The 21,304-nt window shown below is 60.9% G+C and carries 19 protein-coding genes; 7 read left to right on the forward strand and 12 right to left on the reverse strand.

Features of this window, described 5'->3' with window-relative positions; genetic code table 11:
* Window positions 1-147: 147 nt before the first annotated feature.
* Entirely contained in the window at window positions 148-987 is an 840-nt protein-coding gene (trmB, locus tag I2G40_RS04040; RefSeq protein WP_195544266.1) for a tRNA (guanine(46)-N(7))-methyltransferase TrmB, read from the reverse strand.
* 118 nt (window positions 988-1,105) lie between these two features.
* Window positions 1,106-1,978 (reverse strand): methyltransferase domain-containing protein, encoded by an 873-nt coding sequence (locus tag I2G40_RS04045; protein ID WP_195544267.1) that lies wholly within the window; start codon window positions 1,976-1,978, stop codon window positions 1,106-1,108.
* Between the two features lie 267 nt (window positions 1,979-2,245).
* On the opposite strand from I2G40_RS04045, the gene I2G40_RS04050 reads away from it, so the two are divergent.
* From I2G40_RS04050 to I2G40_RS04065, 4 genes are all read left to right on the forward strand, one after another.
* Window positions 2,246-2,968, forward strand: a complete 723-nt coding sequence (locus tag I2G40_RS04050) for a helix-turn-helix domain-containing protein (RefSeq protein ID WP_195544268.1) — start codon at window positions 2,246-2,248, stop codon at window positions 2,966-2,968.
* Window positions 2,968-3,864, forward strand: a complete 897-nt coding sequence (locus I2G40_RS04055; protein WP_195544269.1) for a DUF4097 family beta strand repeat-containing protein — start codon at window positions 2,968-2,970, stop codon at window positions 3,862-3,864. The genes I2G40_RS04050 and I2G40_RS04055 overlap by 1 nt, the downstream gene beginning before the upstream one ends.
* A 97-nt stretch (window positions 3,865-3,961) precedes the next feature.
* A complete protein-coding gene (locus tag I2G40_RS04060) occupies window positions 3,962-5,869 on the forward strand; it encodes an elongator complex protein 3 (protein ID WP_195544270.1) in 1,908 nt (635 codons plus the stop codon).
* Window positions 5,870-6,748, forward strand: a complete 879-nt coding sequence (locus I2G40_RS04065) for a spermidine synthase (RefSeq protein ID WP_195544271.1) — start codon at window positions 5,870-5,872, stop codon at window positions 6,746-6,748. It begins immediately after the preceding gene.
* 26 nt (window positions 6,749-6,774) lie between these two features.
* Here the strand turns inward: I2G40_RS04065 and I2G40_RS04070 are convergent, their stop codons facing one another.
* The 9 genes from I2G40_RS04070 to I2G40_RS04110 form a co-directional block, all read right to left on the reverse strand.
* Window positions 6,775-9,219, reverse strand: coding sequence for a DEAD/DEAH box helicase (locus tag I2G40_RS04070; RefSeq protein WP_195544272.1), 2,445 nt, complete (start codon window positions 9,217-9,219; stop codon window positions 6,775-6,777).
* Window positions 9,220-9,335: 116 nt separating this feature from the next.
* Complete coding sequence (locus I2G40_RS04075; RefSeq protein ID WP_195544273.1) at window positions 9,336-10,640, reverse strand: ATP-binding protein; 1,305 nt, start codon at window positions 10,638-10,640, stop codon at window positions 9,336-9,338.
* Entirely contained in the window at window positions 10,633-12,393 is a 1,761-nt protein-coding gene (locus I2G40_RS04080) for a TerB N-terminal domain-containing protein (RefSeq protein ID WP_324252567.1), read from the reverse strand. The genes I2G40_RS04075 and I2G40_RS04080 overlap by 8 nt, the downstream gene beginning before the upstream one ends.
* An 88-nt stretch (window positions 12,394-12,481) precedes the next feature.
* Entirely contained in the window at window positions 12,482-13,198 is a 717-nt protein-coding gene (locus I2G40_RS04085) for a DUF554 domain-containing protein (RefSeq protein WP_035137052.1), read from the reverse strand.
* Window positions 13,199-13,316: 118 nt separating this feature from the next.
* Complete coding sequence (locus I2G40_RS04090; RefSeq protein WP_195544274.1) at window positions 13,317-14,747, reverse strand: hypothetical protein; 1,431 nt, start codon at window positions 14,745-14,747, stop codon at window positions 13,317-13,319.
* Window positions 14,748-14,765: 18 nt separating this feature from the next.
* Window positions 14,766-14,981 carry a hypothetical protein gene (locus I2G40_RS04095; RefSeq protein WP_195544275.1) on the reverse strand — a complete coding sequence of 72 codons (216 nt, stop codon included), beginning with the start codon at window positions 14,979-14,981 and terminating at the stop codon, window positions 14,766-14,768.
* A gap of 49 nt (window positions 14,982-15,030) precedes the next feature.
* Window positions 15,031-15,624 carry a hypothetical protein gene (locus I2G40_RS04100; protein ID WP_195544276.1) on the reverse strand — a complete coding sequence of 198 codons (594 nt, stop codon included), beginning with the start codon at window positions 15,622-15,624 and terminating at the stop codon, window positions 15,031-15,033.
* An 89-nt stretch (window positions 15,625-15,713) separates the two neighbouring features.
* A complete protein-coding gene (locus tag I2G40_RS04105) occupies window positions 15,714-15,884 on the reverse strand; it encodes a hypothetical protein (protein ID WP_195544277.1) in 171 nt (56 codons plus the stop codon).
* 334 nt (window positions 15,885-16,218) lie between these two features.
* The gene (locus I2G40_RS04110; RefSeq protein ID WP_035137058.1) at window positions 16,219-16,515 is read right to left on the reverse strand and encodes a hypothetical protein; all 297 of its coding nucleotides are present in this window, start codon (window positions 16,513-16,515) and stop codon (window positions 16,219-16,221) included.
* 345 nt (window positions 16,516-16,860) lie between these two features.
* Here I2G40_RS04110 and I2G40_RS09755 point away from each other — a divergent pair, with 345 nt between their 5' ends.
* From I2G40_RS09755 to I2G40_RS04125, 3 genes are read left to right on the forward strand one after another with little or no spacing between them, the layout of a single operon-like run.
* On the forward strand, window positions 16,861-18,462 hold the full coding sequence (locus I2G40_RS09755) for an FAD-binding oxidoreductase (RefSeq protein WP_195544278.1): 1,602 nt from the start codon (window positions 16,861-16,863) through the stop codon (window positions 18,460-18,462).
* A gap of 2 nt (window positions 18,463-18,464) precedes the next feature.
* On the forward strand, window positions 18,465-19,280 hold the full coding sequence (locus I2G40_RS04120; protein WP_195544279.1) for an electron transfer flavoprotein subunit beta/FixA family protein: 816 nt from the start codon (window positions 18,465-18,467) through the stop codon (window positions 19,278-19,280).
* Entirely contained in the window at window positions 19,281-20,486 is a 1,206-nt protein-coding gene (locus I2G40_RS04125; RefSeq protein ID WP_195544280.1) for an electron transfer flavoprotein subunit alpha, read from the forward strand.
* Here I2G40_RS04125 and I2G40_RS04130 read toward each other — a convergent pair.
* Window positions 20,483-21,295, reverse strand: a complete 813-nt coding sequence (locus tag I2G40_RS04130; protein ID WP_195544281.1) for an HD domain-containing protein — start codon at window positions 21,293-21,295, stop codon at window positions 20,483-20,485. The genes I2G40_RS04125 and I2G40_RS04130 overlap by 4 nt on opposite strands.
* Between the last annotated feature and the right edge of the window lie 9 nt (window positions 21,296-21,304).

Consider the following 21,304-nt stretch of genomic DNA (forward strand, 5'->3'; position numbering starts at 1 on the left):
TTTGCACAAGGGTTCTATCTGCGGTTTTAGTTTTCGTTATGCGGGTTGTGCTTGGCTATTGCAAAAAAGTCTACTCACTTAGGTTTGAGGGTTGTTTGCTGGCGCCTATTCGCGCTTATTTGCTGACGCCGCGACCATCAGAAGCCCCTAGGACTCTTGCGGCAGGTGCTTCTTGCCCTTGCGGGCACGGTTTCTGAAGTTCTCGACGGCCTCTTCCATGCCGAGAGGCACGTAGGTGAGCTCATCGAGGTTTTCGGGCAGGTAGCAGGCAAGGCTTTGCTCCTGCGCGCGGCCCGCCGCGAGCTGCTCTTCGATGGGTTCCGCGCCGGGCGTAGCGCAAATGCCATAGACGACGGCACCCATCTCGCGCGTACGGCATTCATATTCGGTCTCGGGGTGCTCGGGATGGTCGCGGCGGACGTTGTCGCTTACCCAAAGTGCGTCGTAGCCTGCCGCGGCAAACTGCCCCAGGGCGTAGTCGCGCAATGGCTTGCTGTCGGTTCGCAGCGTGACGGTGGCGCCGGCTGCAAAGAGCGGGCGGTAGATCATCAGATGGTCGACATGGACGAGTCGTTTTTTGGCGTACTTGGCCTTGGGCTGCGGCGTGGGAAAGTTAATGGTGATGGCGTCGAGCTCGCCTGCGGCAAATAGCTGCGGCAGCGATGCGGCGCCTCGGGGCAGGACGAGTGCGTTGGATAGCTCCTGCTCGCAGATTTTCTGCGCGGCATAGGCGATGCAGATGGGCTCTTGGTCCATGCCGATAAAGAGCGTGTTTGGCTCGTGGCCCGCGCGCTCTACGAGGTACGTTCCCTTGCCACAGCCAAGATCCAGGTGAAGGTGTTCGAAGGGCTTGCTGCCAACTGGCACACAGGCCGCGCGCCAATCTCCGGCATAGGCCTCGGGGTTCGTCTCAATCGCATCGGCGTAGCGCTCCAGGCGCTCCTCGAGCACAAAGTTCTTAGGCGTGCGAACGTGGACGGCTCCCATGAGGCTCCTTGGTCATAAGTGTGGAACGCATAGCTGCGCGTTCCGTCAATGGGTTGAAAAAGGGTGGGCATAGCTTGCCCGAAAGATGCGATGCGGCTCGGCAGCGAGTCGCCGATACCTACAGGCGCTTAAGGATCACGTAGCGGTTGAGCTCGCCGCTGCGACCGTCGGCATGGAAGCGCTCAAGCTCGCGCACGGGGACCTCGCCGCTCTTGTAGAACGTACGCACGCCGCGCACCAGGTCGGTGATCTGCTGATCGTCAAAGTGATGGCAATAGCGGTAGGCGTGGCGGTCGTTTTGCCAGCCAATGAGGTGGTCGCCGGCCTCAAACTGCGCGGAGTCGTAGCCCTCAAACGGCGGGGTGAGCTCGGCGCGGGCTTCGGCGCGAACGGCCTTGCGCGCCATGCGCTCGTCATTCATAAACTCCCAAAAGCTGATGGCGATGATGCCGCCCGGGCGTGTCTGGCGCACCAGGGCGTCGAGCACGCGTACGCGGTACTCGCACGACGGCACGTGGTGCATAAAGCCAAAGCAGACCGAGATGTCGGCGAGCGGGGCATCGAAAAGAACGTCGGGCGTCTCGGCGGGGTTGAGCCTCATGAGGGCATCGAGCACGTCGAGTTCCTGGAAGTGCAGGTTGGGAATGCGCAGGGCGTGACCACGTGCATCGATGGCCAGGTCTTGGCACGAGTCGACACCATAGAACTCAAACGGGCAGCTGGCATCTGCCGAGGGGTTTGCGCCGTCGACGCCCTTGGCGGCAAGTGCGCCGCCGGCGGCAAAGTTCTCGAATCGCATATTGCCGCAGGCGAGATCGAAGACGCGGACGGGATGCTCGATCGTGGCGACGTCGAGCTGTTCTAGCGCGATGTCCATGGTGCGCACCCAGCCGGGCCACGGGGCCTGACGCGTATCGGAGAAGGAGACGGAGTGCTCGCGATAGAACGTGTTGTTGAGCTGGATGAGCGATGAGGCGAAATCGCGGTTCACGGCGCGGGACTCCCTCCGTTGGCGGTGCGGAATAAACAGTACGACCATACTACCGTTAACGCCGCAACGGGGACAACCGAGCCGTGGGTCATTGCTTTGTTTGGACACATTTCCGCAGCTCATATGTGCCCGCAACCGCCGGTTGTCAAAAATCTCACTAGAATAGGTGGCATGCTTTTGGCGATGGCGGATAGATTTTTAACTGTGCAAGGCGCCTTAAGAACAAAAACGGTCCGGCGGCACGGCTGGCATCACTTAGGAGGAACCATGAATGTAGAAACTGCGCAGCGGCTCGCCGACCTTCGTCGCAGCAAGGGTTTTAGCCAAGAAGGGCTGGCGCGAAAGCTGGGGCTGTCGCGCCAGGCAGTCAGTAAATGGGAGCGCGCGGAGAGCTCGCCCGATACCGAGAACCTGATCTCACTTGCCAAACTCTATGGCGTGAGCCTGGACGAGCTGCTCAATCCGAGCGACGAGATCGAGGACGATATCGAGTTTGAGAACGAGGACCGCGCCCGTCAGCGCGAGGCCGAGGCGGCAGAGCGTGCTCGCACCCATGAGGCGGCGGCGCGCGCTACCGAGGCGGCAACGCAGGCGAGTGATGCTGCGGCCAAGGCGGCGCAAGCGGCAAGCTGGAGTGCGCAGGCCGCCAATGCCGCTACGGCGCAGGCGACGAGTGGCACCGCGGTTGGCTCGACTCCGGTGAAGGGCCCGTTCCAGTCGTTCCCGTATTGGGCCGTGTGTTGGCTACTGTTCTTTTTACTGATGCTCCTGGTTGGTGTCAGCCCCTTTCCCGCACTGATCTTCTTTACGATTCCTATCTATCACTGGGTGGCACGTGCGCTTGATGGCGATTGGGCACGTGGAGATATCCAGGTTGGTCCGGTGCCGGTGGCGGTCAAGGCCCAGGGGAAGGATACTTCTGCAGAACCTGATGCTGACGTGGCTACCGCGACTACCGCTGAGTCGATTGCCAAAGAGAGTGATGAATGATGAAGCTTTCGCATGAATCCAAGGTGCGCTTGGGCGTTGGCATCGGAGCGTTCGTGCTCATCATCGGGCTTGTCTTTGGCATTTCGCGGACATTGATTCATTTTGATGGTCCGTGGGATCTCGACGATGTTGTATCCGGCTTCTCTGGTATGGACGATGCGGTTGACGAGGACGATCTTTTGGATGGCGGTAACTATTCCGCTCGGCCTCAGCAGCTTTCGAGCACGACTTTTGACGAAGACGCGTTCCAATCGCTCGACTTGGATGTGACGTCGGGGACGGTCGAGGTTAAACGTGTCTCTGGCGGACCGGTACGTGTCATCGAAAGCGGGCGCGTTGCAAAGGGGGCGTCTGCTTCCGATGCCGCCACTCAGAATCTGGTTAAGATCGAGGGCTCTACACTCAAGATTAGCCAGTTCGACTGCGATGACGAGCGCGCCCATGACCGTAAGGTCACCATTGAACTGCCGCGTGAGCTTGCCGATAACATGATGGGCATTACGGCAAACGTGGGGTTGGGAGACCTGACGGTCGCGGACATTGCGTGCCACGACTTTGATTTGACGTTGGACTCGGGAGACGTCGCGTTTGCGGGCACCGTGACCGACACTCTGAATGCCGAGGTCGGTTTGGGCGATGCGACGTTCGAGCTCTACCAGGCCCCCGCGAAGTCGATGGACGTGAGCGTGGACTCGGGCGATGTGGAGATGACGGTTCCGAACTCGACGGGCTTTAAGGCGAGCCTCACCTTGGGCAGCGGCGACTTCGAGAGCGATTTCCTTCCGCTTGGCTACGACGGCGAGACCATTTTGAATCTTGAATTCGATAACGGCGATAAGTCTGCTACGTATCGTTTTGAGGTCGGTTCGGGCGACATGTCGTTTGATCCGGAGTGACATGCGGTTTTCGGAGATCGGTACATATAGGCATGCTCTTTGATGGAGGCGCCGGAGCCGTGACGGGCTTCGGCGCCTTTGCCTTTACAATGGGGACATGGAACAGATTATCTTGAACATACTCGAGGCTCTGCGTCGCGGCGAGACCGTGGACGACAAAGCGCTCGTCAAACTGATACATGCCGAGGCGCGCCGTGAGGGTGCCGACAAACGCGATTTGGCCAAGCGCCGTCTGCTGCCGTTCTACCAGCGGGTTAAACGTGAGGAGCCGGTTCGGTGGGCTGCGTGGAATGTCGATGCCGATCTGGAGCGTCAACTGCTGCAGGTCCTGCGTATGAAGCCGCGCCGAACGGCCTCGGGCGTGGCGACCATTACCGTCATTACCAAGCCCTGGCCATGCTCGGGCGATTGCCTGTTTTGCCCCAACGATCTGCGCATGCCCAAGAGCTATCTGCACGCCGAGCCGGCATGCGCCCGTGCGGAGCAAAATTGCTTTGACCCGTATCTGCAGGTGAGCGCCCGTTTGACGGCGCTTTCGCAGATGGGGCATGCGACCGACAAGATAGAGCTCATCGTGCTCGGCGGTACCTGGAGCGACTATCCGCAAGGGTATCAGACATGGTTTATGTCGGAGCTTTTCCGGGCGCTCAATGACGATGTCGTCGCCGGCGTGGCGGCAAACCCCATGTTGGCGCGTCCGGGCATCAGCCGTGCCGAGGCGGGGCGCCTGCTCGATGACGCTCCCGCCGATGCCCTGCCGCCGGTGGTAACAGAGCGCCGCGAGCGCTATCGGGCTGCCGGCATTGCGACAGACGAGGCTGAGCTTGCTGCCGGCGTTGCCGACGAGCAGGAGCGTGTGGATGTTGCCGTGGGCGGCTATAACCGCGCGGTGCGCCGTCTGTACGGCCCTGGTACGCCGTGGGGCGAGGTTGCCGAGTGGCAGGCGGCAACGATGGAGGAGCTTGAGCGTCAGCAGCGCATCAACGAGACGGCGAAGCATCGCGTGGTGGGGCTCGTTATCGAGACGCGCCCCGATGCTGTAACGCCGCAGGCCCTCACGCTTATCCGCCGCCTGGGCTGCACCAAGATTCAGATGGGTATCCAGAGTCTCGACCAGCACTTGCTCGATATCAACGAGCGTCGCATTTCGGTGGCGCAGATCGAGCGGGCGTTTTCGCTTGCGCGCCTGTTTGGCTTTAAGATCCACGCGCATTTTATGCTTAACTTGCTGGGCGCCACGCCCGAGGGGGACAAGCGCGACTACGAGTGCTTTATGACCGAGGGGGCCTTTATGCCCGACGAGGTCAAGGTCTACCCGTGTGCGCTCATCGAGGGCTCGCGTCTGGTGGGCTGCTATGAGCGCGGCGAGTGGCGTCCCTATACCGAGGAAGAGCTGCTCGATGTATTGGCCGACGACATCGTGGTGACGCCGGCGTTCTGCCGCATCAGTCGCATGATCCGCGACTTTAGCTCCGACGACATCATGGTGGGCAACAAGAAACCCAACCTGCGCCAGCTCGTTGAGAACCGCTTGGTGGCTCGTGGGGAAGGCGCGACGGTGCGCGAGATTCGCTATCGTGAGATCAGTACCGCGGGTGCCGACTTGGACGAGCTATCTCTTGATGAGGAAGTGACGTACGTGACACCGGTGACTTACGAGCGCTTTTTGCAGTGGGTGACGCAGCAGGGCAAGATCGCGGGCTTTTTGCGGTTGTCGCTGCCCGACCATTCGTTTGTTGCCGCGCATGCGGACGAGTTGCCGACTACGCCGGACGAGGCGATGATTCGCGAGGTGCACGTGTATGGCATGGCGGCACGCGTGGGTGACCGGGGCCAGGCGGCGCAGCATCACGGGTTGGGGCGTTTGCTCGTAGAGCGTGCGTGCGAGATTGCCCGGGATGCCGGCTATGCGCGCATCAACGTGATCAGCGCGATTGGTACGCGCGAGTACTATCGCCATCTTGGATTTTATGACCATGGCCTTTATCTGCAAAAGGAGCTCTAGATGAACAAGCCGAGTGTTTCTGCCGGCGTCGTTGCCGGCGTTGCTCTGGGAGCCGCGGCGCTTGGTGCGGCCGCCGTCGCTGTTCGCGCTGCCTGTCTGCAGGTTGCGCGAACCCGCAATGGGTTGGCGCGTGTGAAACGCGTGCACGATGAGGGCGGCGATGAGATTCGCGTGTTGGTGCAAGGCGGCGTCTACCAAAGCGCGAGCTATGTCGGTGAGCGTTGGGCCGAGCCCGTCTTTGCGTACTATCGTGCGTTTGACGACGTGTTTGAGTCCGAGGATGCGATGCGCGACGCTTATGGTCACGGCATCGACCGTATGCTTATGCTGGGCGGCGGTGGGTTTGCCTATCCCAAGTTCGCGCTGATGTCGCACGAGGGCTTGCGCATGGACGTCATCGAGTATGACGGAGAGATTACGCGCCTGGCGCGCCGTTGGTTCTATCTGGACGAGCTGGAGCGCACGGTGGGCGACCGCTTGCGGGTGATTACTGCTGAGGCTCGCTCGTATCTGGGTGTGACGAGTGTGGGCCATCGTCGCTACGACGTGGTCGTGAGCGATTGCTTTGGCGGTGCCGAGCCCGTGCGCGAGCTGGCGACCGTTGAGGCGTTGCGTTTAGTGCGGGGCAGCCTAAATGTTGGGGGCGTCTACGTCGCCAATATCGTGAGCGCAAACGAGGGGAGCGACGTGACGTTCCTGCGCGACTGCGCTGCCACGGCACTCGAGGTATTCGCCCATGCCTGGGTGGTCCCGTGCGGCGATGCGGAGTTCGGCGGCGAGGAGAACTACCTGCTCATCGCCAGCGACGGCGACTGTGTCTTTGCCGAAGCCGTGCCCTTCGACGCCGACTTCCTCGGCACCGCCCTTCACGACAAGTAAGTCTCTCCGTCCCAAAAAGACTGGTCTTAGGCGTGGTCGCGCCAGCTGAGGACGTGCTGCTTCATGCCCTCTATGTCGAGCACGCCTTCGGCAAAGCCCTTGCGCACGAGCTCTTCGGGAACAAACTCGTCGTAGCGGTCAAAGTAAGGCACCTCGCCAGGATAGACGAGCTCGATGGGATCGAAGTCTTTCTCGGCCTCGGCGGCGAGTACCTCAAAGAACGTCTCCTCGTCGGCCTTCATCTTAAACTGCATAAAGTACGGGCGTGACGGGTCGAGTCCGCGAAGGCCCAGCTCAGCTGCGCATTTGATTTTAAGCATACGCTCGAGCGCCAGAAAGGCGTAGCTTCCCAACCAGGGGAAGAGCGCCCAGGTGTCGCCGCCCAGGTTAATGAGCGGCCTAGTTCCCGCACCCGAAATCTCAGCCGTATGGCGAGCCTGCGCCAAGCGGGCCCGCGCGTTACCCATAAGATACGGATACGTGGCATGTTCGTTGAGCGCCTTGCGCATGCGCTCGAGTACGTGTGTATTGATGTCTCCGGGGCAATCGCCAAAGTATGCCGGCACACGGCCCTTGACCTGCGTGGCAAAGACGGTGTGGCGCTTCCAGTCCACTTCCTCGACAATCCAGCAGTGTCCGGCGATGGCGATGCGCTCACCGGGCGGAGGGGGGTTGACGATCGTGCCCAACTCGGCCGACTCGCTGCGAACGGTGAACTCCTCGTTTTCCTGGAACACGGCGTAGAACTTAAAGTTGTTGATGATGCGCTCGCCCGCGAGGCCCACGATGAGCCCATCGCCCTCGGTGACCTGGATGTGGTCGATCTTGATGAGGTGACGCAGCAGCACGCGATAGTCATCGGCCGAGACGCGATGGAAATAGCTGAGCGTGAGCACGCGCTGGGCAAGTTCCGCCGGCGTGAGCTCTCCGGTGCTGGCGAGGGTCGACATGGTCTGGTGATAGAGCAGACTGTAGGGGAGTCGATCGAGCTCAGGCGGCTCGACCCACTTTTCCTCGCGATAGAGTTGTACGAGCGCGATGCCCTGGAGGAGTTTCCAAGGTATCGTTTCAGGCATCATCGTGCGCGGCTCGGGCTCTTCCTCGCGCATGACAAACCACATCTCGGGCGGAAGATCGCGGCGGCCTGTGCGCCCCATGCGCTGCAAAAAGGAGCTGACGGTAAACGGTGCATCGATCTGGAACGCGCGCTCCAGGCGACCGATATCAATGCCAAGCTCCAGCGTGGAGGTGGTGACGGTCGTCTGTGCCTGTTCCTCGTCGCGCATAAGCTCTTCTGCCGTCTCACGCAACGATGCCGAAAGATTGCCGTGATGGATGAGGAAACGGTCGGGCTCGTGCCGGCTTTCACAGTAGCTGCGCAACATGGAGCACACGGCCTCTGCCTCCTCGCGCGAGTTGGCAAAGACCAGGCACTTGCGGCCGCGGGTATGTTCAAAGATGTAGCCCATGCCGGGGTCGGCGTTGTCGGGTGCGGTGTCGGTGGGGTTGAGGAGCGTCTGCTCGGTGGCCCGGGGGATGTCGACTTCGCCCTCGGGGGCCGAGGAAGCGCGACTGTCCTTGGGGGCAGCCTTGCCCCGTGCCTGCTCGCGACGTTGGCGGCGTTTCTCCTGTGTGAGTTGTCCGCTATGGCGCATGTCTTGGGTGCTGACGGGCAGTGCCGCGGGTGCCGCTGCCTCAATGCGCTCGCATGCAAGCACTTCGGCCTCTTGAGGACCCATGCCCTCGAATCCCCGCTTCTGAGCCTGGGGACCCGAGTTGTAGAAGTGCTCCATGGAGATACGCCACACGCGACGCGGCTCCTCAAAGCGGGGGATAACGCAGTCGCGCCCCGTTCCCTGAGAGAGAAAAGCGCCCGTGCGCTCGGGGTCGCCGATGGTAGCCGAAAGGCCAATGCGGCGGGGTTGTACGCCGGCCATGCGCGACAGGCGCTCAATAAGGCAGAGCGTCTGCCCGCCTCGATCGCCGCGCATAAGCGAATGGACCTCGTCGATGACGACGTAGCGCAGATCGCAGAACATGCGCGGAATCGCCATGTGCTTATGGATCAAGAGCGCCTCGAGCGACTCGGGCGTAATCTGCAAGATACCGCTCGGCTTTTTGATGAGCTTTGCCTTGTGCGACTGCGAAACGTCGCCATGCCAGTGCCAGACGGGGATGTCGGCTTCTTCGCAGAGGTCGTTGAGGCGGACGAACTGATCGTTGATGAGCGCCTTGAGGGGGCCAATGTAGAGGGCGCCCACGCTTGCGGGCGGGTTCTCCCAAAACTCGGTCAGGATGGGAAAGAAGGCCGCTTCGGTTTTGCCGGAAGCTGTGGATGCCGTTAGGAGCACATTGTCTTGTGTGTTAAAGATGGCATCTGCTGCCGCAACCTGGATAGAGCGCAGACTCTCCCAATCGTGGGAGTAGATGAAGTCTTGGATAAACGGGGCGTAGCGGTCAAAGGCGTTCACGGGGCCTCCTCTCAAAAACGAATCTCTCAGCGCGGCTGGCAACGGCTTGCTGCATGACTGCCTCAACGTTTTCCCAGATAAAACCTGCCAAAATAAACCTGTCCCTTTTTGGCAGGTTAGATGGTGAATTCGGCGAAGTTACGGTCGCCGCCTGCGGTATCGGTGTCACCTGTTGCGGCTGCCGTCGCCAGCGCGTCGCCGCCGACGCTTTTCAGCAGCTCGGCCACGTTGGCGTCGGGGTTTTGGCATAGGATGTCGAGCAGCTCGATAAAGTCACGAATGACTTCACGCGGCGTCAGATGCGTGTCGGCTCCCACGCGACCGAACTCGATCTTGAGGAAGTCCACCAAGTCGTTCTCGGTAAGCGTGGGCGTCCAGCCAAAGTAGCCGGCGTGAATTTGCATGAGTTTTTCGATCAGCACCAGCAGCTCCTCGTAGGTGAGTGGCTGCAGACGGATGATGGGCGCGAGCATGTCCTTAAGGTCCTCGCGCGCAAAGCGACCCTGAGCGAGTCGGCTGCGCAGAGCCTCGTAGGAGAACACGCCGCGGCGGCGGTCTTCGATGGAGGTTGGCGTGCCGCCCATAATCATGCCCAGATACTGCGCCTTGCCCTGAAGTGTGTCGTTGTACATGGTCAGGATCTTCTCGTAGTTGTACTGGCGCGTGATGGCGTTGGGAATCTTATACAGATTCACGAGTTCGTCGATGAGCACCAGCATGCCCTTGTAGCCGCTGCAAACCAAAAAACGCGCGATGAGTTTGACGTAGTCGTACCAGTCGTCATCGCTGATGATGGTTGAGGACCCCAGTTCGGCGCGGGCCTCGCTCTTGGTGCGGTATTCGCCGCGGATCCATTTGGTCACGCGGCTCATGGCTTCTTCGTCGCCCTCGGATACGGCCGTGCGATAGCGGCGGAGCATGCGGGTGAAGTCGAAGCCGTGGACCATCTCCTCGAGCGGGGCCAGTTGGGCATTGACGACCGACTCGTCGACGTCGGCGCACGAGGCGACCCAGCGATCCAGAATAAGGTTGAGCGCACCGCCCTCAGGGCGCGTCTTGGTCGATATGTTGCGGATGAGCTCGCGGTAGGTGGCAAGGCCCTGTCCCTGACCGCCCTGCAGGCGGCGCTCAGGGGAAAGGTCGGCATCAGCGACGACGAATCCCTCGCCCATGGCATGCGTTCGGATGGTCTGAAGCAAGAAGCTCTTGCCGGCGCCGTAGCGACCGACTAAGAAGCGGAAGCTCGCGCCGCCATCGGCGATGAGACTCAAATCGGTGAGCAGGGCGCGAATCTCGACCTCGCGACCCACGGTGATATAGGGAAGGCCGATGCGCGGGACCACGCCGCCCTTGAGCGAGTTAAGGATAACGGCGGCGACGCGTTTGGGTACACGGGGCGCTGCGGATGCGGTATCACTCATGGTCTAGGTATCCTCTCACGTCTGCTTCGTAGTCCTCGATAATCTGCGGCCCTGCCGCGCTAAATTCAATTACGGTGTCGCCCACCAGGTCAAAGAGCGCCTCGTTGATGCTGTCGACGAGCATGTCCTCGCTCTGCCCCGATTGCACTACCGCCGATTCCGCCTGTACTGCGTTGTGCTCGAGCAGCGCGCGGAGATAGGCGTCTGCGGCAGGCGTGAGTTCGTTCGTGGCGTCAGCGGGCGCAACAGCTGCGAACGCGGGCGTCGGCGCGAGAAGCGGTGCCACGACACCAAACTGTTCGGTGGATATGGTTGGCTCGTCGGTCTCGTCCTGCCGAATGGGTGCCGCGACCGCCTCGACAATCGCGTCGGCTACGGGCTCGGCTTCCGGTTGCCCTGAGTCCGCTGCCTCGGCTTCCACAGGTGCGCCGTCCTCGCGCTCTTCGTCGATTAAAAGTGCTTCGCGCGTTTGCGCAGCGGCGCTCCGAATGTGCCCCAGCTGAGTCAGGTCGATATCGATCTTGACGGGCTGGTGTGCGGCGTCCCACGAAAGCCATGCCACAATCTCGTCATCGATAATCTTGGCCATATATTTGGGGACCTTTTCTTCCTTAAGGGGATGGGCGGGGTCCAGCGCCAGGCGCAGGCGTTGGTCGCAGGCGCGCATCATTTCACCGAGCTTGCTGCTCTTTTGCCTACTACCATGGATACGCATACATTCCCAAAAGCCGTTTTGGCAACGGTAGATGTGGATGGGATCCAGGCGGTATTCGCAGTCCTCGTGGCGCTCGGGCGCAAAGAATACGGCCGAGGCAAACATGGTGTAGGGCATGGCCGTCTCCTCCCCAAACAAGCTCGCTACGATGCCGGTCTTTCGGTGCGTGTCATAGTAGCGCGCCATGCGGACATACACGGCGCATGCCACGTGGCGCAGATCGCGGTGGTGGCTGCGGTCAAGCCGCGAGTTACTTAGGTTGTACGTGGAGAGGGCGTTGATGGCGGCCATGAGTCGCTCCTCGCGCACCTCATCGGGCGGAAGGGGGAGCGTGGGCTCGGAGGTTTTGCGACGTTTGGGGGTCTGGTCGGACGGTGCCGGTGCCGGTACAAGGTCTCGTGCCGCGCGCCGCAGCTCGATAAGGGCGTTATCGAACATGACGGTTTTAGAGTCGCGGAGCAGCTTGGGGTCGAGCCCATGGAATACGGCGTAATCCTGCAACCACACGCGTGCAAACCGATCAATGCCGGGCTCGAAGGCGCGATAGACATCCCAAAAGGCCTTGATCTTGTTAAAACCGTCGAGTGGGTCATCTACGCCAATGCCGCAAATCAGCTCATAGAGATACAGAAAGGCAAAGGACGTAGACGTTTCCTCGACGGTTCCGCGGCGCACTTGGGCACGCCAGGTAAAGTAGCCGCGCAGCTGCCGGTCGCTCATGGCGTTGTAGGTGGGAAAGTACGACTTAAAGGTGCCGTTGTAGGGACAGTCGTCCTCAAAGTCGGCCATCAGCAGGCCCTGGCGGTAAAAAAGCTCGGCTTCCGAAAGCCAGCGGCCCGCACCGCCCTTGGGGTCATCCTGCCAGCGCGATATCTCGCGCATTTTACGGTACTGGTCGGGGAGGAAATTCTGCATCTGTCGGCCGGTTTTGAGAATCGGCTCGTCTGCGTAGACTTCATGTGAGAAGCGGGCAGACTGATGGGTCCGGGCCTCGGCCATAATGCGCTCGATGAGCATCTTGATGTCCTGGTCGGCCACCGCTTCTCCTCTCCTAACGCAGCTTCGGTGGCCTCATATCATAGCACAGCATCAAACAGGTGTTCGAGATACTGCTGCGTAGATAGATTTAGAACAGGAGGGCGTAGATGACGGCGATGACGACGGAGGGGAGCATATTGGCCGTGCGGAAGGTCTGAGGACGGATGAGGTTGACGCCGACGCAGAAGATGAGCATGGAGCCTACGAGCGAAAGGCTGTCGAGGGCTGCCGTAGTCATGATGGGGGAGAGTGCGCCGGCAAACAGCGTGATCGTCCCCTGGAACACGGCGACGGGCAGGGCGGAGAAAATGCAGCCGCGGCCAAGCGACGCCGTCATGGTGCAGACGATGATGCAGTCCAATGCGCCTTTCAGGGCAAGCGTTGACCAGTCACCGAGCAGACCGTCCTGGATCGATCCCACAATGGCCATGGCGCCGATACACACGGTGAGTGAAGTCGAGACAAAAGCGTTGGTGAACTCGTTATCGCCCTCGCTGCCGGTTTTGCGCTTGAGCCATTCGCCAAGGTTTTCAATGGCGGCCTCCAAGTTGATGGCCTCGCCGATGAGCGAGCCGAGGGCGAACGAGACGATGAGCATGGTGGTGCCGGTGGTCGCTAGCGCCTTCCCATCGATAAGGAGCATCTTTTGCATGGTGCCGCCAAGGCCGATAAACAGGACGCACAGCCCCGATGCTTTCATGAGCGTGTCTTGGATGCGCGGTGTAATGAAGCGGCCGCCCGCTAATCCCAAAAGACCGCCCGCAACTAAAAGCACAACGTTGATGATTGTTCCCAAGCCCGGCATGAGCCCTCCTGTATTGATGCCAACGTGGCAATCGTAGCAGAACGAAATGCGAGGCACATCGCGACTCATCTAATACGTTATATAAGTGGTGTTAGGAATGATGTGCAGCATTTAAGCCTCAGGTGGTTGTCGGGACATAGGGATAGTATTCAAAGCGCAGTGTCATAAGCCGCTGCGGGGATTCAATAGCCGCGGCGATGATATTGGCATCGCGGGCACGATCAAACCCTTCGAGTTCGATCTGATACGAGACGTCTTGCATAATGTCCAGACGTCGCCAGGCTAGGAGTGTGTCACCATCGAATTCCAAGGTCTTGCCTCCGTCTGGGGGAACGGCGTATAGACGCAGCTTGGCGGTGGTTGCAGGGTCGACAACCGTGATCTTTTTAATTTCGTTTCGAGTATTCTTGGCGCCCAACAAGGTGAGCAGTGTTGGGGCCACGACCTCGCCCGATGGCAAAAAGACGACTTCGATGGATTCAGGAAATGCGATGATAGCCGACTTGCGGACGGGCTGATTGGCGGCGGCAACTTCGATGTTCGCAGCGTCGATGACCTCTGTGTGGTCGAGCGTGGCAAGCACGCAGCAGTTACCTTCATCGATCTCTTGAGGATCAGCAAGCCCCAGACTGTCCGCGAGCTCGGGATCGTTTGGATCGGCAGCGGGCTCATTCGGCGCTTCGAAAGAAGCTGGGACGCTGTTTGTCGGCGACGGCGTGTCGCCCGCACCTGCTTCTTTGTCCGCGCTCTCTTCTTGTATGGTTGCGTTGATGGGTTCGTCGTTTGGGGGGAGCGTCTTGGCGTCAAACGCGGAGGGGAGAATTCCGATGGCTCCGGATCCGTTCCACTCCATTTCGAGAAGCGCCGGGTCGGCAAGAATGCGTTGCCTGCTTTGCGCGTGGGCATCGATTTCAATAGGGCCTGCCTCTATCCCTCGTGTAAGGCTGAGTGATCCGGCTGGCTTCTCGAAATGAGCGTCTGTGTCTTTGGTGCTGACGGCGTAGAACAGCAGGGACGCTTCTCCCGCCGCGATAACATCGGTACCGGCTTTGGTCAGCCGCAACGATGCCGTGAATGAGAGGGTGGGCTGCGCATCGTCTGCATTCGCGGCGGCGCAGCCCAGACATATACCGCCTCCTTTCTCGAAAAACGCACCGTCGAAGGCGACCTTCGCTCCGTTCGCCGAGTCATCGACCGAAGCGATGTCGATGCGCAGCTCTAAATTGCATGGATCGCCATCTGCATCGAGCACAACCGAGCGCCACGTGCAGACGGCGCACCCCGCCTGGGAGCCGTTTGCCTTGTTCGAACGCTTGATATCCACGACTATCGAGCCGTCCGTATTACGACGAAGGCATCCCGAGGTTGAGATCACGGCCTGTGCGATCGAAAAACGCTCGCACGCAATGGCGCTCGACGGATTTGGTGCGGAACTTAGGGCTACTGGTAAGGAGTCTGCCATGACGGGAGTCGCCCAAGCGGCGACAGGCGTTCCGGTTGCGAGCGCGCCGCAGAGTGCGACGACGGGCAAAAGGTTCTTCGATGCCATGGGGTCTCCTTAGCTAATTTAGTGCGGCCTGTCCGTGTTTTGTTTCTGGCTGCGTTTGATGTGCAGACCGAGGCCGGCGGTTCCCGCGCCTGCTGCTGCGGCGCCTGCTGTCAAGAGCCATCGTCTGTCGCCTGTCTGCGCCAACGGTTCCTCGCGGTCGCCGCGGTCGAGCTCCGAGAGGTCGACCGTCACTTGCGTGGCGGCCTGCGCCTGTTCTTGCTGGGCAAAGGCCATGGCTGGCCCAAACGCTAGGATGCTGACGGCGGCGGCCAGGGCGACGGCCTTATGCCGTGTGCGCACCGGGCTCGACCGTCCAGGTGATCGTCGCAACCTGATCGCCTTCGCCGGTTACGCGGAAGATGTCGCGCGTGACGCGGGCGACGTTTCCGCTTGTCTTGAGCTTGATTTTGTCCGTGCCGCCGGCAATGCCCTGGTAGCCCATGTCGAAGGCTGCATTCTTGGAAAGATCGAGGCCCGTCCCTTGCGCGGCGGCGCTGGCGTTCTGGAGCGCGCCGTCGGGGCCGACCTTAAAGTCGATGGAGTTCTGCGCGGTTCCGGCCTTGGCGTCGGCGGCAATGGTCCAGGTGTTCATGGCGTCGATCTTCATGTTGGTGACATGGATGCCGTAGGCCGAATGATTGTCGATGGCGGTCGCGTCTTCTGAGGGGCCCTGAAGCGTGCCGTCGGCCTTGGCGACGAAGGGAATAACCGTCGGAACTTTGAACTCAACGTTGTCGATCTCGGTCCTGACCATTACCTTCGTGGTTCCAACGCGCCCGGCTGCCATAGCTGGCGTCGGGGCGGCGCCCATTGCGAGCGCGAGCCCTGTGCCCACGACGAGCGCTCTGACTCCGTTCATGTTCCTGGTGATGTCCATGGTCGTTCCTTTCTATTCGCCGCGGGCCGTCCCCGCGATGATTGGACGAATGCTGGTGAATTGCATGCGGTGCCGTGTCGGCCGGAAGGCTAGTTCTCGGTTTGCTCAACCCGTACCTTGACACGTGTCGGATTGCCGTGGCTGTCGAGGGTCTTTGCATCGAGTGCCTGGATCTCGATGTACGCCTCGCCTTCTTTGATGTCGCCGGCGGGGCACGTCTCGATTGTCTTGCCGGTCTCGACCACACCGGATTCGTACATGGTCTCGTCGTTTTGGATGACGCGGAATCGCTGGGGAAATTATTGTCTTGGACGTTTTGCACGTTGACGCGCAGCTTGCCGTCCTCCTGCAGCTGAGCGACCGGCGCGACCGAAATCGTCATCATGTTGTCGCGGACGATGGCGTCGAGCTCATCTTGGATTTCCTGGCGCGTTTTGCCCTCGGCCGTCGTAACCGAAGCGCCCGCCTCGGGTACGGGCTGCGACTGCCAAACGTATAGTCCTACGGCGACAAGGGCACAGACGATGGCCAAGCAGGCAACGATGAGCTTCTTGCGACGACCCAGGCCTGCAAAGTGGGGTGGCTTCTTCGCGCTCATGCGGCATCCTTGGCGGTATAGACGCGCGCAAAGGTGGACGGGTCCGCTCCAAAGAGCATGTGAAGCATCAGACGGCGCGAGTAGACGAGCTCGTCGAAGTCGGGAGGGAGCTCGATGTCGTGGATATGCGCGATGTGGTGGGCGAGCGCCGAGAACGACTCGGGGTCGCAGATCACATCGGTGGTAACGTGGTAGACCGTCGTATCGGGGAATGCCTCTTCGTCGAAAGGCAGGAGATGGGGATCGTCGTCGACTTCGATGGCGATGCCGTACTGGGGCCAGTAATATGCCATGGGAACCTCCCTGCTTCTGGGCCAAAACTTCTATCGGTTTTGGCTGTCGACGCCGACCGTATCAGCCGCTACTTGACCAATTTCTGACCAAATGCTTGACGGATTGGCGTCTCCGCAGGTAAAAGGCGGCAAAAAATACTCCAACTTTTTTCGAGCGACAATCGCGCGGTCGGCGACGGCGGGGCCATATGTGTCAAAAGCATCGTCTGCCGAGGAAATCAAGCCGCTCGCCGAATTGCACGAACGTAAAAAACGCCAATTATGGAGACGGTCTCGAACACGTCGACGAAACGATGCGGTAACATCTCCCTGCAAACACTGTAGTTAGCTAAAGGGGGAGTTCGCGTGTCTGCAACCATCAAACCCTTCACCGACGAGTTCGAAGAGTATGGCCGCGATGAATCTCGCGCATCGGGCGAGGCCTCGAGCATCTCGTTTCCGACAACGGAAAACGAGGTCCGTGCCATTTTGGGAAAGCTCCATGCCGAGCGTGTTCCGGTAACGGTTCAGGGCGCCCGAACCGGCCTTGCCGCCGGCGCCGTGCCCCACGGCGGGCATATCCTCAATACTTCCCGTATGAATCGCTATTTGGGCCTTCGCCGCGATGAACAAGGCCAATTTCTGCTGCGCGTGGAGCCGGGCGTTGTGCTCTCGGAGCTGCGCAAGCAGCTGAGCAAGAAGGTGCTGCCGACCGCTGGTTGGGACCAGGCATCGCTTGAAGCCTACGAGGAGTTCCAAGAGGCTCCCGAGCAGTTTTTTCCCACCGATCCCACCGAGGCGTCTGCCTGTCTGGGCGGCATGGCGGCATGTAACGCCTCCGGTGCCCGCAGCTACGCCTACGGCCCCATGCGCCCACATATCACGGGACTCCACGTCGTGCTGGCTGATGGCGATTTGCTTGAGCTTCGGCGCGGCGAGGCTTTTGCCCAGGGCCGCCACCTGTCGCTCGTGACGGCAGCGGGCCGTACACTCGAGCTCGATCTTCCCGGCTATACCATGCCCAAGACAAAAAATGCTTCGGGCTATTTCGTTGCTGACGATATGGATGCCATCGATCTGTTTATCGGTGCGTGTGGCACAATCGGCGTCATCACCGAACTCGAGATTGCCCTGCAGGTGGCACCCGCGGTCGTTTGGGGCGTGAGCTGCTTCTTCGACAGCGAAGACAAGGCCGTGTCCTTCACCGATTCTGTGCGTCCCGTCCTGTCCCATGCGGCTGCCATCGAGTACTTCGATGCTGGCGCCCTGGATATTCTACGTCGCCAGCGCGAGCAGTCGACGGCGTTTGCCTCGCTGCCTGCGCTCGACAAAGACGCCAAGGTCTGTGTCTACGTGGAGCTCGACTGCGACGACGAAGCCCAGGCGACTGAGGAGCTGTATCACTTGGGGTGGGTACTGGAGCTTGCGGGCGGCAGTGACGATGCGACATGGGTCGCGCGCACCGAGGTCGATCGCGAGTGTCAGCGATTCTTCCGCCATGCGGTGCCCGAGAGCGTCAACATGCTCATCGACGAGCGCCGCCGCATGGATCCCACCATCACCAAACTGGGTTCGGACATGTCGGTGCCCAACGCGCACTTGGCCGATGTTATCGCCCTCTATCGCCGCACGCTGGCGGAAAGTGGGCTTGAATCTGCCGCCTGGGGGCATATCGGTAACAACCATCTGCATGTGAACATTCTGCCGCGCGATGCACAGGATTATCGCCGCGGCGGAGAACTCTTTGCCCAGTGGGCTTCCGAGGTCACGGCCATGGGCGGTGCCGTCTCCGCAGAACACGGCGTCGGCAAGATCAAGGCGGGCTTCTTGGAGACGATGTACGGTCACGAGGCCATGGTCGAGTCGGCGCGGCTCAAGCTCCAGCTCGATCCTGCCGGGCAGCTGGGTCGCGGTAACCTGTTTTCGGAGAAGCTCTTGGATGAGCTCGTCCAGAAAGGGGGCGCGTGAAGATGAGCGATTTCCATATGGTGGTGTGCGTCAAGGCCGTGCCGGGCAGCACCGAGGTCAAGATGGACCCCAAGACCAATACCATCGTGCGCGATGGCAAGCAGGCGGTCATTAATCCCTTTGATGCGAGCGCTTTGGAATGCGCGCTGGCGCTGAAGGACGACTTTATCGGCTTTGGCATGGACGTGCGCGTGACGGTGGTGTCGATGGGCATCCCCGCGACCGAATCGCTGCTGCGCGACTGCATCGCTCGAGGCGCCGACGACGCGCTGCTGCTGACCGACCGAGCCTTTGCGGGCGCCGATACCCTGGCAACCACCTATGCCCTCAAGTGCGGCATCGAAGCGCTCGACGAGGACTTCGACCTGCTCATCTGCGGCAAGATGGCGGTGGATGGCGATACGGCCCAGATTGGCCCCGAGCTTGCCGGCGCCTTTGAGATTCCCTGCGTGACCGATGTGAGCTGCGTGCAGAGCGCAGATTTTACGACGTGCGGTGCGCTTTCGCTCGTTCACGGTTGCGATGCCGGCGAGGAGACGGTCTATCTTGAGATGCCGTGCGCGATGACGACTGCCAAGGAGATTGGCCAGTTGCGTATGCCGAGTATTGCCGGTATTCGCGCGGCGGAGGAGGCGGACGTGCGCGTGGTCAGTGCCGCCGACGTGAACGCCGACCCCGCGCGTTGCGGTCTTGCCGGGTCGCCGACACAGGTCGTGCGCTCGTTTGTGCCCGACCGTGACCAAACGTGCGAGGCCGTTGAGGGGACGGCGTCCGAGCAGGCGGCAAAGCTTGCCAAGATTATCGAGGGGATGGCATAGATGAGCGGACTGATTATCGATAGCGAAGCCTGTATCGGCTGCGGTCGCTGCGTTCGCGCCTGTGCCTCGGGCGGCATCGTAGTGGAAGGCGAGCGACCCAGCCGATGCGCCCGCGTAACCGACGGCTGCATCCTATGCGGTGGGTGCGTCGACGCCTGCCCTGTCAACGCTATCTCGATCGAGCGTGACGAGGCCGCTGGTGCGTTGGACCTTGATGCATATCGAGACATTTGGGTATTCGCGCAGACCGACGAGCACAATACGGTGACTCCCGTTGCCTATGAGCTTATGGGCAAGGGCCGCGAGCTTGCCGATGCTCGCGACTGCCGTCTGGTGGCACTGATCGGTATGGGTCCCGAGGGTTCTCTCGGCGACCTGGAGCATCTGGTTTGCGCGGGCGCCGACGAAGTCCTGGCCTGTCGCGACGAGCGCCTGCGCCAAAACGATGCGGAGGTCTACGCCCGCTTGATCTGCGATTTGGTAGCCGAACGCAAACCCGAGGCCATCCTATACGGTGCGACCGCTTTTGGCCGCGAACTGGCACCCGGCGTTGCTGTGCGCTTGCAGACGGGCCTTACGGCTGACTGCACCGTACTTTCGATGGATACGGAGACGGGACTGCTGCAACAGACGCGTCCGGCGTTTGGCGGCAACCTGATGGCCACCATCGTCTGCCCCAATCATCGTCCCCAGATGGCAACAGTTCGTCCCGGCATCTTTAAGGCGCCCGACTTTGACTACGGCCGCTCCGGCACGATTACCCAGATATCGCTTGCGGATGATGCTAAGGCTCGTGTCGAGATCTCGATTCCCGCCGAGGAGTGGGGGCAGCAGGCCTCGATCGCCGATGCCGAGCGCTTGGTCGTGGTGGGCCGCGGCATTGGCTCCAAGAAGAATCTGCCCCTGATGCGAAGGCTCGCCGAGGCTCTGGGAGCCGAGCTTGGTTGCACGCGACCTGTCGTGGAGGCCGGCTGGTTGGAGTATCGCCATCAGATTGGCCAGACCGGCGTATCGGTTTCGCCCAAGCTTCTCGTGAGTATCGGTGTTTCGGGCGCCATCCAGCATCTTGCCGGCATCGGTGGGGCAGAGTGCATTATCGCCATCAACGAGGACCCGGATGCCCCCATTTTTGGTGCTGCCCAGTACAAGGTTGTTGGGGACGCCGCCGAGGTCGTCGAGGAGCTGCTGGCCCAGCTTGAGCGCTAGGCGCGCGCCAGCCAGTCGCGCATCTCGTCCTTTAGGCACTCCCAGGTCGCTTGCGTGGTGGGATTGGTAAAGGGGCGCATAATGCCAAAGGGTGCGTCGAGCAGGCGGTAGATATCGCCCTGTTCGCGCGCCAGCGCGCGGCTTGCTGGATAGACGAGCTCAAACATAAAGCAGATGAGCCCCACCAGGTAGTCCGCCGGCTCGTTGCGCTCGTCGCGCGCGACGCACCGATGCTCGTCAAAGGCGGCAAGCGTCGGTACCGAAAAGCGACTTGCTAGAAACGCGTCCTCATCCACTTTGAGGATGGTGTCGACGGTGCTGTCGGCGATGGTGCGCATAATGTCGATCTTGTCACCATCGCGCACGATATCGCAGAAGCACCGTGTACGCTCGTCGAGTTGTGCCGGCAGGCGAAAGTCGCTGTGATAGGCGATGCTCGCTCGGATGAGCTCGTCATGCGCACCGGTTTCGATAAAGTCACGGATGTTTGTCGTGGCGGGTGCATCGGCGGGATTCTCGCCAAAGAGGACCTCGATGCCCAGCGCCGCATGGCTCATGCTCTCGGCGTCCTTAAAGGTGTCCCAGCGTCGCAGCTGCTCAAAGCGGCCCATATCGTGTAGCAGGCCGCAAAGCCATGCCAGGTCAATATCTTCTGACGACCAGCCCTGCTCGCGCGCTACGGCATCGCATGCCTCGGCCACGTGGTACGTATGCTCGATTTTGAGCGCGATGCGTGGGTTGGTGGCGTCGTAGGCATCGGTGTAGCTTTTGAAGGCCGCGCGCGCCCGGTCTCGATCGATAGCTGTCATAATGACTTC

The organism is Collinsella aerofaciens (genome assembly GCF_015558785.1).
Taxonomy (GTDB): Bacteria; Actinomycetota; Coriobacteriia; order Coriobacteriales; family Coriobacteriaceae; genus Collinsella; species Collinsella aerofaciens_P.